Source organism: Caballeronia zhejiangensis, from assembly GCF_000698575.1.
GTDB classification, from domain to species: Bacteria; Pseudomonadota; Gammaproteobacteria; order Burkholderiales; family Burkholderiaceae; genus Caballeronia; species Caballeronia zhejiangensis.
In genome coordinates, this window is record NZ_JFHD01000007.1 from 174,575 (window position 1) to 190,148 (window position 15,574).

At 65.3% G+C, this 15,574-nt stretch carries 14 protein-coding genes; 4 read left to right on the forward strand and 10 right to left on the reverse strand.

Annotated features, from left to right (window positions below; all coding sequences use genetic code 11):
• Positions 1-57 precede the first annotated feature (57 nt).
• From BG60_RS12725 to amaB, 5 genes are all read right to left on the reverse strand, one after another.
• Positions 58-975, reverse strand: a complete 918-nt coding sequence (locus tag BG60_RS12725; protein WP_008353454.1) for a LysR family transcriptional regulator — start codon at positions 973-975, stop codon at positions 58-60.
• The gene (locus BG60_RS12730) at positions 975-1,361 is read right to left on the reverse strand and encodes a PaaI family thioesterase (protein WP_008353455.1); all 387 of its coding nucleotides are present in this window, start codon (positions 1,359-1,361) and stop codon (positions 975-977) included. Before BG60_RS12730 ends, BG60_RS12725 begins: the two co-directional genes overlap by 1 nt.
• A 296-nt stretch (positions 1,362-1,657) precedes the next feature.
• Complete coding sequence (locus tag BG60_RS12735) at positions 1,658-1,849, reverse strand: hypothetical protein (protein WP_008353456.1); 192 nt, start codon at positions 1,847-1,849, stop codon at positions 1,658-1,660.
• Positions 1,850-2,112: 263 nt separating this feature from the next.
• Positions 2,113-3,285: an NAD(P)/FAD-dependent oxidoreductase gene (locus tag BG60_RS12740; RefSeq protein ID WP_033536132.1), complete on the reverse strand. Its 1,173-nt coding sequence runs from the start codon at positions 3,283-3,285 to the stop codon at positions 2,113-2,115.
• A gap of 7 nt (positions 3,286-3,292) precedes the next feature.
• Positions 3,293-4,792: an L-piperidine-6-carboxylate dehydrogenase gene (amaB, locus tag BG60_RS12745; protein ID WP_033536131.1), complete on the reverse strand. Its 1,500-nt coding sequence runs from the start codon at positions 4,790-4,792 to the stop codon at positions 3,293-3,295.
• A 198-nt stretch (positions 4,793-4,990) separates the two neighbouring features.
• Here amaB and BG60_RS12750 point away from each other — a divergent pair, with 198 nt between their 5' ends.
• A complete protein-coding gene (locus BG60_RS12750) occupies positions 4,991-5,626 on the forward strand; it encodes a helix-turn-helix domain-containing protein (RefSeq protein WP_008353462.1) in 636 nt (211 codons plus the stop codon).
• A gap of 278 nt (positions 5,627-5,904) precedes the next feature.
• Here the strand turns inward: BG60_RS12750 and BG60_RS12755 are convergent, their stop codons facing one another.
• From BG60_RS12755 to BG60_RS12775, 5 genes are read right to left on the reverse strand one after another with little or no spacing between them, the layout of a single operon-like run.
• Positions 5,905-6,726, reverse strand: a complete 822-nt coding sequence (locus BG60_RS12755; protein WP_008353464.1) for an IclR family transcriptional regulator — start codon at positions 6,724-6,726, stop codon at positions 5,905-5,907.
• A 58-nt stretch (positions 6,727-6,784) separates the two neighbouring features.
• Positions 6,785-7,606, reverse strand: a complete 822-nt coding sequence (locus BG60_RS12760; protein ID WP_008353465.1) for a sugar phosphate isomerase/epimerase family protein — start codon at positions 7,604-7,606, stop codon at positions 6,785-6,787.
• A gap of 13 nt (positions 7,607-7,619) precedes the next feature.
• Positions 7,620-8,231: an NIPSNAP family protein gene (locus BG60_RS12765; RefSeq protein ID WP_008353467.1), complete on the reverse strand. Its 612-nt coding sequence runs from the start codon at positions 8,229-8,231 to the stop codon at positions 7,620-7,622.
• A complete protein-coding gene (locus BG60_RS12770) occupies positions 8,228-9,967 on the reverse strand; it encodes an FAD-dependent oxidoreductase (protein ID WP_034471783.1) in 1,740 nt (579 codons plus the stop codon). The genes BG60_RS12765 and BG60_RS12770 overlap by 4 nt, the downstream gene beginning before the upstream one ends.
• Positions 9,964-11,742, reverse strand: a complete 1,779-nt coding sequence (locus tag BG60_RS12775; protein ID WP_008353469.1) for an FAD-dependent oxidoreductase — start codon at positions 11,740-11,742, stop codon at positions 9,964-9,966. The genes BG60_RS12770 and BG60_RS12775 overlap by 4 nt, the downstream gene beginning before the upstream one ends.
• A gap of 94 nt (positions 11,743-11,836) precedes the next feature.
• On the opposite strand from BG60_RS12775, the gene BG60_RS12780 reads away from it, so the two are divergent.
• The 3 genes from BG60_RS12780 to BG60_RS12790 all read left to right on the forward strand — a co-directional run bounded on the left by BG60_RS12780 (position 11,837) and on the right by BG60_RS12790 (position 15,488).
• Entirely contained in the window at positions 11,837-12,724 is an 888-nt protein-coding gene (locus BG60_RS12780) for an NAD-dependent epimerase/dehydratase family protein (protein WP_008353470.1), read from the forward strand.
• A gap of 67 nt (positions 12,725-12,791) precedes the next feature.
• A complete protein-coding gene (locus BG60_RS12785) occupies positions 12,792-14,486 on the forward strand; it encodes a SulP family inorganic anion transporter (protein ID WP_008353471.1) in 1,695 nt (564 codons plus the stop codon).
• Between the two features lie 174 nt (positions 14,487-14,660).
• On the forward strand, positions 14,661-15,488 hold the full coding sequence (locus BG60_RS12790; RefSeq protein WP_008353472.1) for a shikimate dehydrogenase family protein: 828 nt from the start codon (positions 14,661-14,663) through the stop codon (positions 15,486-15,488).
• The last annotated feature ends 86 nt before the right edge of the window (positions 15,489-15,574 follow it).

A 15,574-nucleotide genomic window follows, 5' to 3' on the forward strand; every position in this document is an offset into this window, starting at 1 on the left:
ACCGCATTTCGGCAAGCATCGTTCGTCAAACGCGAACGCTCGCCGGTTTTTTGAATGCTAAATGCCTGCTTCGACGGTCCGCAGATGATCGAACAGCAGCCGGCTCACGGGCGATAGCGCATCCGAATCGCGCACGACGATCACGAGGCTGCGCGCTGCCCAGTCGTCGTCGAGCGCGACGGCCGCGAGTCCGAGCTGACGACCCATCGCTTCGAACACCTGCATCGGCAGCACGCCGACGCCCATGCCCGCCTGCACCATGCGGCACACGGCGTCGAAACCGGGAACGTGGATGCGCAACCGCAGTGCGCGCCCCGCCTGACGCGCCGCGAGATGCGTGCGCTGGTTGATGGAACTCGCCGAATGCAGCCCGATGTGATCGAAGTCGAGCGTCTGCGCGAATGCGATGCTCGCGCGCTTCGCCAGCGGATGATCGCCGGGCATGACGAGCGCGAGCCGGTCGTGCCGGTAATGCGCGGTTTCGAGGCCGCGCGTGTCGGCGTCGCCGGAACAGATGCCCAGGTCGACGAGACTGTCCGCGACGCCTTCCACGATGCCGCCGCTCGGGCGCTCCTCGAGATCGATCTTGATCTGCTCGTGCACGGACGAAAACGCGCGCAAGTCTTCCGGCAGGAATTCGACGATCGCCGAGAGATTCGCCATCATCCGCACGTAGCCGCGGACGCCGCTCGCATGTTCGGCGAGTTCGATGCCGATGTTCTCGACATCGCGCAGCACGCGCCGCGCGTGATGAAGCAGCGTTTCGCCCGCCGGCGTCAGCGCCATGCCGCGCGCCTTGCGTTCGAACAGCGCGGCGCCGACGGCCTGCTCCAGTTCGAGCAGACGCTTGCTCGCCGCCGACACCGCGATCGCCTCGCGTTCCGCCGCGCGCGTGAGCGTGCCTTCCTCGAACACCGCGAGAAAGAGTTGCAGCGTCGTGAGATCGAGACGCCGAAGGAGATTGCGGGTAGCCATCAGCGCGCGTATTTGAAGGTGCCTTGCGCGCTCGCGATCATCACGCGATCGTCGACCCACGCTTCGCCGCGTGCAAAATAGACGGAGCGTCCCTGACGTTCGAGAAAGCCTTTTGCGACGACCTTGTCGCCGATGCCGCGATCGAGATAGTTCACGGTCAGCGAAAGAGTGAAGCCGTGCACAGGCGCGGCGCCGGTCGGAAAGAGACCGGCGTAGCCGCAAGCGGCGTCGAGCAGCGTGGCGATCGCGCCGCCTTGCAGGATGCGCTGCCGGTTCAGATGCCCGGCGTGTATCGGCATCGTGAATTCGGCGTAGCCCGCGCGCCATTCCGTGAGCGTCGCGCCGAGCGCTTCGAGAAACGGATTGTCCAGATCCAGGTTCGCCACCTTTGCTCCTGATTGCCTGCGTTGCGGCGATTGTGCCATCGGCGGCCAGGCGCTGCCGGGCGGCACGAACCTGTTTTCCGGACATCCAGAATGGAAAAACCCGCACGCGGCGGGTTCGATTTACGCAGTTCCGATTTACAAACTCACCGGACCGCGTTCCGTTTGGCAACGCACACAAAAATTCGCTATATGCGTTTCATGAAGGTGCGTCATGAATCGCATGGCGCATCTTTGTGCGCGTAAATATGCGTCGTGACAAAGCGTCTCACGAACGCAACACACTGCATTAAAGGGCGTCAGTTATATCCGCGAATGACGCAGGAGTTTTTTTCGTCATCGGTCTTGCCGAAACGTCCGCAAATCTCTGCGATATATTCGGGTTCGGCCGATACCTGACTCGAACGATGCGACACCGGAACGCTCGTGTCGTGCGGCAGCTCGCCGTCGTCGATCCAGGCGTAGAAATGCGCGCTCGTATTGGCTTCCATGTTTTGTCTCCTATCTATGAAGCGCGAAAAAAGCGTTTTGACAGATTCAGAATGCACTCATCGAAAGCGGCTGGCCCTAGTGGATTTCATTAATGGACGAAGCCCGCCAGCCTGACGATGATGATAAGAATGCCCGTTCGCAACGCAAATCCGAACCGGTTCCAATCCGCCTGTCTGTTTCGTAGCGAAAAAAATGCCCGGTGCATGACCGGGCAGACTTGAATCATCGATTATGGAAAGCGGCGTTGGCAGTCTTCTATCAGTTATACGACATTCTTTTCGACGATCGGCCGGCCTTCCAGCACGCGAGTCCAGTCGAGCGGCGATAAATCGAGCGTTTCGTAACGCCCGCGCAAAATCAGTTCGCTGACGCCGCGCCCTGTTGCCGGGCCTTGTTGCAGGCCGTGTCCGCTGAACCCGTTCGCGAAGATGCAATTATCGACATCCGGATGATGGCCGATGATCGCGTTCTGATCGAGCACGTTGTATTCGTAATAGCCGGACCAGCAACGCTCGACGCGCAGCGCCTCGAACGCCGGCACGCGATGCGCGAGCGTCGGCCAGATCACGTCGTCGAAGAGCGCGTGATCGACTTCGTCGAGCGGCAGGTCGTCGGGATCGTTGTCCGCCGAGGGCGACGTGCCGCAAATATACGTGCGCCCTTCAGGACGGAAATAGACGCCCGTGGGATCGATCAGCAACGGCGCGCGCTCGAGCGTCGCCGGCGACGACACATTGAAGATGCTGCGCCGACGCGCGAACACCGGAATGTCGATGCCGAGCATCGCCGCGACCGGACGCGACCACGCGCCCGCCGCGTTCACGACGACATCGCATGGATACGTTTCGCCGTTGGCCGCGCGCACGGCGTTCGCACGCCGGCCTTCGCGTTCGATGCCGACGACTTCCGTGGTCACGTAACGCGCGCCGAGCGCCTGCGCCTTGCGACGCAGCGCCTGCACGAGACCGTAGCCGTCGAACCAGCCTTCGCCGCTCTCGCCGAACGCGCCCGCCGCGAGATCGTCCGTGTTGAGCCACGGAAAACGCGCGCGCAGTTGCGCGGCGTCGAGCAGGCTGATGTCCGCGCCGAGCGCTCGCTGCAACGCGTGGTTTTGGCGCAGCGTCGACGCGCCCGCCGCCGTCGCCAGAAAGAGATAACCGCCTTCGTGCAGATCGATCGACGGACGCTCGCCGTTCACTTCGAGCCGCTCGCCGATCGAACGCAGGAAGTCGATGCCGAAGAGCGACATGCGTACCGAAAGCGGCGTCGAGAACTGCTGCCGGATCGAGGCCGCCGACAGCGCCGACGACGAACGCGCGTAAGTCGGGTCGCGCTCGATCACGGTGACTTGCACGGTCGGGTCCGATGCGCGCAGAAAGTACGCGACCGAGCTGCCGATCACGCCGCCACCTACGATGACAACGCTCGAACTCACGTTGGCCTCAGCTCAGATTGAAGTCGATGCCCTGCGCGAGCGGCAATTCCGACGAGTAGTTGATCGTGTTGGTCGCGCGGCGCATGTAGGCTTTCCAAGCATCCGAGCCCGATTCGCGGCCGCCGCCGGTTTCCTTCTCGCCGCCGAATGCACCGCCGATCTCCGCGCCGCTCGGCCCGATGTTCACGTTCGCGATGCCGCAGTCGCTGCCCGATGCGGACAGAAAGCGCTCGGCCTCGCGCAGATCGGTGGTGAACGCGCACGACGACAATCCGTGCGCGGCGGCGTTGTTCGCGGCGATGGCTTCGTCGAAATCCGTGTAGCGCATCACGTAGAGAATCGGCGCGAAGGTCTCCTTCAGCACGACCTCCGTCTGCGACGGCATTTCGACCAGCGCCGGGCGCACGTAGTAGCCGTTTTCGTGGCCCTTCACGGTCACGCGCTCGCCGCCCGTCACCTTGCCGCCTTCGCCCTTCGCCTGTTCGAGCGCGTCCTGCATGCGCGCGAACGCCTGCACGTCGATGAGCGGGCCCATCAGCACGCCCTGCTCCAACGGATTGCCGACGGGCACTTTGGCGTAGAGATCTTTCAGACGCGCGACGGTTTCGTCGTAGATGCTTTCGTGCACGAAAAGACGCCGCAGCGACGTACAGCGCTGCCCTGCCGTGCCGACCGCCGAGAACAGGATGCCGCGCAGCGCGAGATCGCGATTGGCCGTCTGCGACACGATGCCCGCGTTGTTGCCGCCGAGTTCGAGGATCGAGCGGCCGAAGCGTTCCGCGACCGCGACGCCGACCTTGCGGCCCATTTCCGTGCTGCCCGTCGCGCTGACGATGTCCGAGCGCTTGTCCGCGACGAGCGCCGCGCCGACCTCGCGCCCGCCGATGACGACCGACGCGAGGCCCGCAGGCGCCGCGCCGAATTCATCGATGGCATCGCGCAGGATGCGGTCGACGGCGAGCGCGGTGAGCGGCGTTTTCTCCGATGGCTTCCACACGACCGCGTTGCCGCACACGAGGGCGAGCGCCGCGTTCCACGACCACACCGCGACCGGGAAATTGAACGCCGAGATGATCGTGCACACGCCGAACGGATGCCACGTCTCCGCCATGCGATGACCCGGCCGCTCCGACGCGATCGTCAGGCCGTACAACTGGCGCGAGAGACCGACGGCGAAATCGCAGATGTCGATCATTTCCTGAACTTCGCCCAAGCCTTCCTGGAGAATCTTGCCCGCTTCGAGCGACACGAGCCTACCTAGCGCCTCCTTCTTCTCGCGCAGCCGATTGCCGAGCAGGCGCACGAGTTCGCCGCGGCGCGGCGCGGGCACGTTGCGCCACGAGGCGAACGCGGTGCGGGCGGCGGCGAGCGCGGCGTCGACGTCGGCGGTGGTGTTCTGCTTCACGCGGCCGATGACTTCGCCCGTGATCGGGGAAGTGACGGCGATATCGCCATCGGTGACGAGGCTCGCGATGCCGAGGTCGGAAAGAATCGATTGTGCATTCACGATGAAAGTCCTTGCGAAGCGGGTTCGTTCGTCGGAGCAAAAGTTTCTGATAAGAAACTTTCGGAAGTCAGGAGACTATACGCGCTGCCGATGGCGCTCACAACAGCCGTCAATATTAGGGTTGTCACCAGATGCGGGCCGTTCGCCGCCGTTTTGCGCGATGTTATTATCGGAAACAAAGCGCTCCCACACGTTCCCATGTCCAGCCCCGGCACCAAGAATTCGCCCGAACAATCCGCGTCCGATCTCGGTGCCCGCGTGAAACGCGCGCGGCTCGCGCACGACCTGACGCTCGAAACCGCAAGCCGCATGTGCGGCGTGTCGCGGTCGGCGCTGTCGAAAATCGAGAACGGGCTGATGTCGCCGACCTTCGACGTGCTTCAGAAAATCGTGCGCGGCCTGCAGATCGATCTCGCCGAACTCTTCGGCACCGCGCCCGCGCCGAATGCGAGCGGCCGGCGCGCGCTCACGCGCCGCAACGAAGGACAGCGCCACGCGTATCGCGGCTATCAGATGGAATTGCTCGCCACCGAACTCGCGCACAAGGCGATGCTGCCGTTTCGCATCCGCATTTCGGCGCACACGCTCGATGCGTTCGACGACTGGGGCCGTCACGAAGGCGAGGAGTTTCTTTACGTGATCAGCGGCAGCGTGTGCCTCTATTCCGAACTCTACGCACCGACGCATCTGCATGCCGGCGACAGCATCTACTTCGACAGCCGCACCGGCCACGCGGCGATTTCGACGAGCGACGAAGACGCCGAAGTGCTGTGGATGGCCACAGGCGGCGTGCCGGCGCCCTCATCCGCGCGCGATGCCGTGGACGCCGGCTGACGCGTTCATCGCAGAAAAGACGCATCGGCATTTCGTTCGGGCCGACGGTGAAGGTGCAGACCTCGTGGATATCGGCGGGATTCGTCGCGAGTTGCGCGGTGAAGTTCGCCGTCAGCATCGACACGACCAGACGCATTTCCACCGCCGCCAGACAGTGGCAAATTCGGACACGATCGGATCGAGTGGAGGAGGCATTTCAAATTCTCGTTTCATGATGAAAACGATGATAATGCGGGCGTTTTCCCCGCGTCACCTCGTCCATTCGGGCTAATCCAGCATCAGCCTGCACTGACAGCGTTCCCCTCCACCTTCGCCGCCGACCGCTTGAAATAGGGCGAACTCAACGTCGCCGCGCCCATGTCCGACGCCGCTTCCAGCAGCGCGGGCGCGAGCTCCTTCAGACGCGCCTCCGGCAAACGGCTCGTCGGCCCGGCGAGGCTCACGACGCCCACGACGACGCCCGTCACCGGATGATGAATCGGCGCGGCCATCGACGTCATGCCGGCCTCGTACGTCTCGCTCGCGATGCCGTAGCCGCGTTTGCGCGCCGCCTGCAGATCGGCGAGAAACTGCTGGATCGTCTTCGGCGCCTTCGGTCCGCCCGAGCCGGGCTTGCCGAGCCCGCCCTGCTTCGACACGAGTTCGAGCGCCTCCTCATCGGAAAGCGACGACAGCCACGCCTGTCCGCTCGCCGTGCAATGCAAGGGCGGCTGGCTGCCCATGTCCGGGTCGTAGCGCAGCCCCGACTTCGCGCCCTGCGCCTTGCCGACGAACGTAATGTGATCGTCCTCGACGACGCCCAGCCGCGCCAGTTCGCCGGATTGCGCCGCGAGCCGGTCGAGCACGGGCTGCGACACGTCGAGTACGCCGCCCGTCGACAGATAGATGAGCGCGAGCGACACGAGCTTGAGCGCGAGCATGTATTCGCCATGATCCTCGTCCTGCCGCACGTACCCTTCGTCGATCAGCATCGCGAGCAGGCGATGCGTGCCGCTGCGAGGAATATTGAGCGTGTCGGCGATGGCGGCGAGTTGCATCCGCCCGCCGTTTTTCGCCAGCAATTCGATGATCGACAACGCCCGCTCCAGATTTCCCGCCATCTTTCAGTCTCTCGAAGTTCCGATGATTCGGAATGAGAACATGATTCCACCTCGGAATTCAACCGGCGTATGTTTCCTCCAGCCATGCAATCGTCGCCTCGCGCAGACGTTTCGCACGCGTGAGCGCGCTCGCCGATTTCGCCCATTCGTTCATCGGCACTTCGAGCGAGAGCGGAAGATCGTCGGGCAACGCGCGCAGAATGCCCGCGAGATCGAGGCCGCCCTCGCCCGGAATCATCCGCTCGGCGCGCGCCTGATACAGCAACGTTTCGAGATCGCTCGGGCGCTCGGCGGGCGCGTCGCAGAACTGCACGTAACCGAACCATTCGCGCGGCAATTCGCGCAGCGTTCGCGTCGACGATCCCGTGCGGTCGAAATGGATCGGATCGACGATGAGGCCCGTATTCGCGCGCTGCGCCGCTTTCACAATGCGCGCGCCCTGCACGATGTCTTTCGCGTCGGTCCAGGGCATCGGTTCGAGCGACGGCGACAGGCCATACGGCTTCGCGAGATCGCACAGCGCGGCGAGCCGCTCGGCCGTGCGGGCCTCGTCGGGATCGTTGCCCGCGACGAGCACGTAGCGCGCGCCCAGCTCGGCGGCGGTTGCGAGCATCGGTTCGTAATCGGCGACGTTCGTGTCGGGCTTGAGGCGCAGGATTTCGGCATCCAGCACGCCGATGCCGGTATCGCGCAAAGCCGCGAGCGTCTCGCGTTTCAGCGGTGTCGCGCCGACGATCTCGTGGCGCACTTCCGTATCGGTCGCGGGCACGAGGCGCAGGCCGACGAAGTCGTAGCCCGCCTGCGCGGCGCACTCGACCATCTGCGGCGGCGTCAGTTCGAGGATCGTCAGCGCGGACAGAGATAGCTTGCGTCGTGACATCGACAATCTCCGGTTAGCGCAGCGGCGAGAACGGCGCGGGCACGTAGATGGTCGATTCCATCGTCGTCAGATGCGCCGGTCCGCCCTTCGGCGGCCAGATGCCGTCCTTCACGGCTTCCGCGCGAATCCGCGAGCGCTCGTCCACGCTCTTGTACGGCCAGATGTTGAGAAAGCGCGGCACGGTGCCGTCGAGCGCGTACATCGCGCCGATGAGCGGCGAGCGTTTCGTGCGCTCGGGCACGGCGTTCTGCCATGCGTCGATCGTGTGTTGCAGGCTCGCGAGCTTCGTGCCGTAGACGCGCATCTCGTAGATGCCGCCGTGCACGGCCGGCTCGATCAGCGGCAGGAAGGGAAAGAGCGCGTAGCTGTTCACTTCGACATCGGTGATGAACTCGCCGCAGCCGAACGGATTGCCTTCGAGCAGCAAGCGCCGGCGTTCCCCGATCAGCGCCGCTTCGGATTCGAATCCGCGCAGCACCATGACCTTGCCGAGCGCGCCGATATCCGAATACCAGCAGCCGAGCAGCTTCGAGCCGGGCGCATCGCCGCTTGCCTTGATGTTTTCGAAGACCTGCGCGTTCGCGCCGATCTTCACCGTCAACGTGACCGTGTCGTACAGAGTCATTGCAGAGTCCTTGCCTGATGGAAGTTGGAGAGATTCGTGATGCTGTCCTCGCGCGCCGGTTCGGCCAGTTCGAGGCCCGCGAGATAGCCGAAGGTCATCGCTGGGCCGAGCGTGATGCCGCCTGCGGGATAGTGGCCGCCCATCATGCTCGCGGCGTCGTTGCCGACCGCGTAGAGGCCGGGAATCGGCGCGCGCATGTCGTCGAGAACACGCGAGCGCGCATCCGTCGATAAACCCGCGAACGTGCCGAGGCTGCCCGGCACGATCTTCACCGCGTGAAAAGGCCCATCGACGATCGGCGCGAGACACGGATTCAGCTTGTGCGATGCATCGCCCTGAACGCGGTTATACGGCGTCGAGCCCTTGTGGAACTGCGGATCGAAGCCGTCTTTCGCGTAGCCGTTGTACGTGGCGACCGTATCGGCGAGGCCGCGCACATCGATGCCGCATTGCTGCGCCAGCGCTTCGAGCGTCGGCGCGGACTTGAGATATCCCGAGCGTTCGTAAGGCCGCAGCGGAAACGGAAACGGCTTCGCGAAACCGAGGCCGTATCGGCGCTGAAACCGGTGATCGCAGACGAGCCACGCGCACGTCTCTTCGCCCGGCGACGTCGTGCCGATGAGCGCGGAGATGAAGTCGTAATACGACGACGCCTCGTTCGTGAAGCGCCTGCCCGCGCGCGTGACGGCGATCAGACCCGGCTTCGCGCGCTCGATCAGATGCGGAAACGCGACTTCGCGTCCCGTGGATTTCGGCACGAGCGACACCGGCGCCCACGCGGCGGGCGCTTCGAGCGACGCGTCGAAATGCGCGCCCGCCGCTTCGCCCAGGCGAATGCCATCGCCGGTATTGCTCTTGGGCGCGGCGGACCAGTGCGGCATCACGGGAAACGTTTCGGTCTGCCGCTTCGCGTCGTGCGGATAACCGCCGCACGCGAGCACGACGCCGCGCCGCGCGCGCACGTCGTGCATGACGCCATCGATCTCGACGCGCGCGCCCGTCACGCGATTCGCCTCGCGCGTCAGCGATACCGCCTTCGCCCGCGTGCGCAGATCGACGCCGCGATCCGCCGCCGACTTGAGCAGCCGCGCGACGAGCGCATTGCCGTTCACCAGATGCATCGAGCGCCGATAACGCAGCATGTGCCACGCAAACGCGGCGAAACGCTTCGCGACGTGCCACGCCGACTTCGCGCTGCGCGTCGCGTTCAGGAAGTGCGCGAGGTCTTGTCCCGACGCGATCGCCATGCCCTTGATCGTTACTTCGGCGAGCGGCGGACGCAGCTTGTCGATGAGCGGGCCGAGCTCGCGTCCGTCGAACGGCATCGCGCAGACCGAGCGGCCGCCCGTCGCCGCGCCTTGCGTCGTGTGGAAATCGGGGATGCGGTTGCCGTCGATGAAACGCATCGACGTATTGCGCTCGAAGAATTCGATCATGCGCGGACCGTGCTCGATGAGCGCATCGGCTTTCGCGGCATCGAAATGCGCGCCGAGTTCGCTCTTCAGATACGTGCGCGGCGCGCTTTCATCCTCGACGATGCCCGCGCGCGTCGCGAGCGGATTGCGCGGAATCCAAATCCAGCCGCCCGACCACGCGGTCGTGCCGCCGAACACGTCTTCCTTCTCGCAGACGAGCACGGACAGGCCGCGCGTGGCCGCCGTGACCGCGGTCGACAAGCCGCCCGCGCCGGAGCCGAGCACGAGGACGTCGCATTCGAGAATCGGTTCGAGCTTCATTTGGCGTGCGCGTGCATTGAAAGATCGACCGGAAGATCGAGCGCTTCGTCCTGCTTCGGTTGCTTCGCGCGCGACGTCGCGTGGCGCGCCGCGAGATAGCCGAACGCGAGACCGGGTCCGAGCGTGATGCCGGGGCCGGGATACACGCCGCCCATCACCGATTGCGCATCGTTGCCGCAGGCATAGAGGCCGACGATCGGCCGGTCGTCGCGGTCGAGCACGCGCGCGTCGGTATCGATAACGAGGCCGGTCGCCGCGCCGATATCGCCCGGATAGAGCCGCACCGCATAGAACGGCGCCTGGCCGATCGGACCGAGGCACTTGTTCGGGCCGGTCCAGTTGGCGTCGCCGTTGGCGTTCTGATAATCGGTCGTGCCGCGCTGGAAATCCGCGTCGACGCCGGTTTGCGCGTAGCGATTCATGCGCGCGACGCTATCGGCGAGACCGGCCTTGTCGATATCGAGCTTGTCCGCCAGTTCGTCGAGCGTCTTGCCTTCGACGAGATAGCCATCGGCGAGAAACGGCGCGAGTCCCTTGCCGCCCGGACGCACCATGCCAAGGCCGTACTTGCGCAATCCTTCGGAGTCCGTGACGAGATAGGCGGGCACGGCGGGCGTCGTCTTGTTCGCCGTCTGCATCGCAATCCCGAACAGGTGATACGACGTGTTTTCGTTGAGAAACCGCTTGCCGGACTTGTCGACGGTCATCATGCCGGGCTTGCCGCGATCCATGATGAAGTGCGGAAACACGGCGGTCGTACCGTCGGCGCGCTTGCGCACGGAGACCGGCGCCCAGAACGCGTTCGACAGCGCGCCAACGCCGAAGCGCGCGCCCGCCGCGAGCGCGAGATCCTGCGCGTTCCCGCTGTGGCCGGGCGCGCCGGGACACCACGCCGCATCGGCGCCCGGCAGCATCTCGGCGCGCCGCATCGGATGACGATTGAATCCGCCGCTCGCGAGAATCACGCCGCCCTTCACGTTGACGCGCCGACGCTCGTTGATCTGGCTCAGCGTCACGGCTTCGATGCCATTCGCGCCCGCGTGCAAAGCCTCCACCTTCGTGCTCGTCAGCACGGTCACGCCGCGCTGAAGCAGCGAGTAAAGCAGACGCCCGATCAGCGCGTTGCCCATCACGAGACGCGTGCCGCGCGGCGAGCTCATGCGGTCGCGTGCATGACGCGCGAGCAGTTTCGCCGCGTGCCTGAACGATGCCAACGACTTCGTCATGTTCAAAAGATGCCCGACGTCGTCGCGGTCGACCATCATGCCGCCGAGCACGGTGAATTCGGGAATCGGCGGACGAATCAGCGAGAACGCGCGGCCGAGCTTGCGGCCGTCGAACGGCAGCGGCTCCAGCGCGCGGCCTCGCAACGTCGAGCCTTCGATTTCCGACAGATAGTCCGGATGGAACGGCCGCGCGCGATATTTGACATCGGAGTTCGCTTCGATGTGCGCGACGGCCTTCGGGCCGGCGTCGAGGAACGCGCGGCGCATCGCGGCGCTGCTGCGCTCGCCGACCGCGCGGTTCAGAAAGCCTTCGGCATTCGCGGACGAATCGTCGCGATTGACGCTCGCCGCGTGCTTCGACGCGGGAATCCACGTCGTGCCTGCCGAGTACGCGGTCGTTCCGCCGACGTATTCGGTGCTCTCGACGAGCAGCACCCGCGCGCCATCGATCGCCGCGACCAGCGCCGCCGACATGCCCGCGCCGCCCGCGCCGACCACGATTACATCGAAGGTCTCGTTCTGTTCCAGTTTGTCCAGTGTCTCCGCCATGTGCACGCTTCCTGTAGAACTCTCTTTGATATTGGAATACTATTCCAGAAACGCGACGTAAGCCAAGTTCTTTTTGAGACGATGGAGAAACGGTATGCGAGTGCTGGTTACAGGCGGAAGCGGCTTTCTGGCAGCGTGGGTCATGCGGCGGCTGCTCGCGCGCGGCATGGATGTGCGCGCATTCGATGTCCGCGAGGACGCGCGCCTTCTGTACGCGCTCGCGCCCGAACGCGCCGGTGACGTGCAATGGCGGATCGGGGATATCGGCGAGGCGCGCGATGTGGCGAACGCGCTCGACGGCTGCGATGCCGTCGTACATCTCGCGGGCGTGCTTACGCCCGCGTGCGCCGCCGATCCTGTGCGCGGCGCGCGCATCGATCTGATCGGCACGCTGAACGTGTTCGATGCGGCCATCGCGTGCGGTTTGCGCTCGGTGCTTTACGCGAGCAGCGCGGGCGTCTTCGGCCCCGACGATGGCGCGACGCCCTTTCCGCTGACGCACTACGGCGCGTTCAAACTCGCGTGCGAAGGCTCGGCGCGGGCGTACTGGCACGATCATGGAATCGCGAGCATCGGATTCCGGCCGCTCGTCGTGTACGGCGCCGGACGCGAGACCGGTTCGAGCGCGGGTCCGAGTCTCGCGTGCCGTGCGGCCGCGCGCGGCGAGCCGTACACGATTCCCTTCACGGGCGCGACCGGCCTCGTCTACGCCGATGACGTCGCCGCCGCCTACGAACTCGCGCTCGTGACCGCGTTCGACGGCGCGCACGCGTTCACGCTCGCAGGCGACATCACGCCGATGCAAAGCGTGGTCTCGACGCTCGAGCGCATCGCGCCCGGCGCGCGCATCGACGCAGCAGGCGCGCCGTTGCCCATCGCGACATCCTTTCCCGACGATCCCGCGCTCGCCCGATCGCTGCCCGGCCTTCCGAAAACGCCGCTGATCGACGGATTGCGGCAAACCGTGGCGTTCTATCGATAGACGAAGCGGGTCTTGGCACCGCCTGTTCCTTGGGGCACGATCGCCTCTTCAGGAACACGGTGCCAGCATGCAAAAAACGACACTGCTCAAAGGCATCCTGCCGATCAGCCGCGCCGCCGCGTGGCGCGACGCGCTCGCGGGCATCTCGCTCGCATCGATGGACATTCCGCAAGTGCTCGGCTATGCGCGCATCGCCGGCATGCCCGCGGTGACGGGCCTCTACACCGCGTTCCTGCCGCTCATCGCGTTTGCGCTGTTCGGGGCGTCGCGGCATCTGGTCGTCGCGGCCGATTCGGCGACCGCGACGATCTTCGCGAGCAAGGTTTCGTCGATGGCCGCGATGGGCAGCCCGCAATACGTCGCGCTGGCGGGCATGGTCGCGTTGCAGACGGCCGCGCTGCTCCTCGTCGCGCGGCTTTTCAAACTCGGCTTTCTCGCCGATTTCCTGTCGCGCACGGTGCTCACCGGTTTTCTCGCGGGCGTCGGCGTACAGGTGTCGATCGCGATGCTCGGCGATCTCTTCGGCATGACGGTGCCGTATCCGTCCTCGCGCAGTCTCGCCCAGCTTGCTTACGTGCTCGGTCATCTCGTGCACGCGCACGGACCGACGCTCGTGCTCGCGCTCGCCGTGGTCGTCGCGATTCTCGGCTGCAAGCGTTTCGCGCCGCGCCTGCCGATGCCGCTCATCGCGGTAATCGGCAGCATCGCCGCGAGCAAGGCGTTCGATTTCGCCGCGCACGGCATCTCGGTGCTCGGTCCGGTCGATGGCGGCCTGCCCGCGATCCGTTTTCCCGACATCACCTGGCAGCAATCGCTCGACCTCGTGCCGGTCGCGCTGTCGTGCTTCGTGATGATCATCGCGCAGAGCGCCGCCGCGGCGCGGGTCTTCGCGCAGCAGTATCGCGAGGACGTCGATACCAACAGCGACATCCTCGGTCTGGCCGCGGCGAACGCGGCGGCGGCCGTGAGCGGCACGTTCGTCGTCAACGGCAGTCCGACGCAGACCGCGATGGCCGACCGCGCCGGCACGCGCAGCCAGTTCGGACAGCTCGTGTTCGCGGCAGTCGTCGCCGTCGTGCTGCTCTTCTTGAGCGGCTTTCTGCGCTATCTGCCGCATTGCGTGCTGGCGGGCATCGTGTTCACGATCGCGATCGGGCTCATCAACGTGCAAAGCCTGAAGGACATTCGCGCGGAAAGCCCCGGCGAGTTCGCGCTCGCGCTCATCACGGCGGCTGCGGTGGTCATGGTGGGCGTCGAGCACGGCATTCTGCTCGCGGTGGCGTTATCGCTGCTGCGGCACGTGCGCCACAGCTATCATCCGCACACGATGGTGCTCACGCCCGTCGCGCCCGGCAAACCGTGGCAGTACGAGCCGACGAGGCCCGCCGCGATGACCGCGCCGCACCTGATCGTCTATCGCTTCGGCGCAGATCTGTTCTATGCGAACGATCACTTCTTCGCGTCCGAAGTGACGAATCTCGTCGATACGGCGCCGGACGAGTTGCGCCATTTTGTCGTCGATGCCGGCGCGATCACGGACCTCGATTATTCGGCGGCCCGCACCATCGGCGAACTGGTCGAAACGCTGCGCGCACGCGGCGTCGTCGTGATATTCGGACGCGTGAACCGCTTCCTGCGCAGCGACATGGACCGGCACGGACTGACGCCCGCGCTCGGCGCATCGAACGTGTACGACACACTTCACGAAGCGCTGGCAGCGGCTGGCGCAAGTCCGGGCGCGCACGAGCCGAACGTTCTCTGAATGCGCGTTGGCAGCCGTCTGTCTGCCGGCGTTTTTTGGTGGTCGCGACTCGGGAAGACCGTTAGTTGCCTTCCTTCAAGTAGCAATTTTGTTGAATAGCATTCCATTTTCAACTAGCATTCAGCGAGTGCGGTCACACTATTTTCCGATCACGGATCAGGAGGCAATCGAGGCATGGCGCAGGACACTTCTTTTTCCGCATCGCTCGATGCGGGCTTGAGCGGCGCGACGCGCGTCTATTTCATCGTCGGCGATCCGATCGCGCAGGTACGCTCGCCTTCCGGCGTAACAGCGGCGCTGCGTGCGGCGGGACGCGATGCAATCGTGATTCCGGCGCACGTCGCGCCCGAAGATCTCGGCGCGTTTTTCGCGGGCATCGCGCCGCTGCGCAATTGCGACGGCGTGATCGTCACCGTCCCGCACAAGTTCAGCGCGACCGAATACTGCCGTTCGCTGACCGATGAAGGCGCGTTCCTCGGCGCGGTCAACATGCTGAAGCGCAATGCCGACGGCACCTGGCACGGCGGCGCGTCGGACGGCATCGGCATGGTGGCGGCGTTGAGAGATGCGGGCTGCGACCCGAAGGGCAAACGCGCGCTGCTGATCGGTGCGGGCGGCGCGGGTTCGGCGATCGGCCACGCGCTCGTCGATGCGGGCGTGGCCTCGCTCGCGATCCGCGATTTCGACGCCGCGCGCACCGGCGCCCTCGCCTCGCGCCTCGCTGCGCTGGGGCGCGGCGCGGTGAGCGTCGCCGACGATTCGGCTGCCGAAACCTACGATCTCATCGTGAATGCGTCGCCGGCGGGCATGCGTCCGGGCGACCCGCTGCCGATCGACGTCTCGCGCCTGCCACCGACGACCTTCGTCGGCGATGTCGTGACGAAGCCGCCGGTCACGCCTTTCATCGAGGCCGCCCGCGCGCGAGGCTGCACGACCGTCACCGGCACGCAGATGTTCGGGCGCGTGTGCGATGCGATCGTCGCGTATCTATTGAAGGGGTGAATCGCGGGACCGTTTGCCGTGCGAGGAATCGGAGCAATCTGGTTCAATCGCGAAACACGATCAGTCAACATTCCCGCCGCGCATTC

Bases quoted from the DNA above. Each gene is read 5' to 3' on its own strand.
- BG60_RS12725 (WP_008353454.1), bottom strand. From the start codon at position 975: ATGGCTACCCGCAATCTCCTTCGGCGTCTCGATCTCACGACGCTGCAA.
- BG60_RS12735 (WP_008353456.1), bottom strand. From the start codon at position 1,849: ATGGAAGCCAATACGAGCGCGCATTTCTACGCCTGGATCGACGACGGC.
- BG60_RS12750 (WP_008353462.1), top strand. From the start codon at position 4,991: ATGTCCAGCCCCGGCACCAAGAATTCGCCCGAACAATCCGCGTCCGAT.
- BG60_RS12755 (WP_008353464.1), bottom strand. From the start codon at position 6,726: ATGGCGGGAAATCTGGAGCGGGCGTTGTCGATCATCGAATTGCTGGCG.
- BG60_RS12760 (WP_008353465.1), bottom strand. From the start codon at position 7,606: ATGTCACGACGCAAGCTATCTCTGTCCGCGCTGACGATCCTCGAACTG.
- BG60_RS12765 (WP_008353467.1), bottom strand. From the start codon at position 8,231: ATGACTCTGTACGACACGGTCACGTTGACGGTGAAGATCGGCGCGAAC.
- BG60_RS12770 (WP_034471783.1), bottom strand. From the start codon at position 9,967: ATGAAGCTCGAACCGATTCTCGAATGCGACGTCCTCGTGCTCGGCTCC.
- BG60_RS12775 (WP_008353469.1), bottom strand. From the start codon at position 11,742: ATGGCGGAGACACTGGACAAACTGGAACAGAACGAGACCTTCGATGTA.
- BG60_RS12780 (WP_008353470.1), top strand. From the start codon at position 11,837: ATGCGAGTGCTGGTTACAGGCGGAAGCGGCTTTCTGGCAGCGTGGGTC.
- BG60_RS12785 (WP_008353471.1), top strand. From the start codon at position 12,792: ATGCAAAAAACGACACTGCTCAAAGGCATCCTGCCGATCAGCCGCGCC.
- BG60_RS12790 (WP_008353472.1), top strand. From the start codon at position 14,661: ATGGCGCAGGACACTTCTTTTTCCGCATCGCTCGATGCGGGCTTGAGC.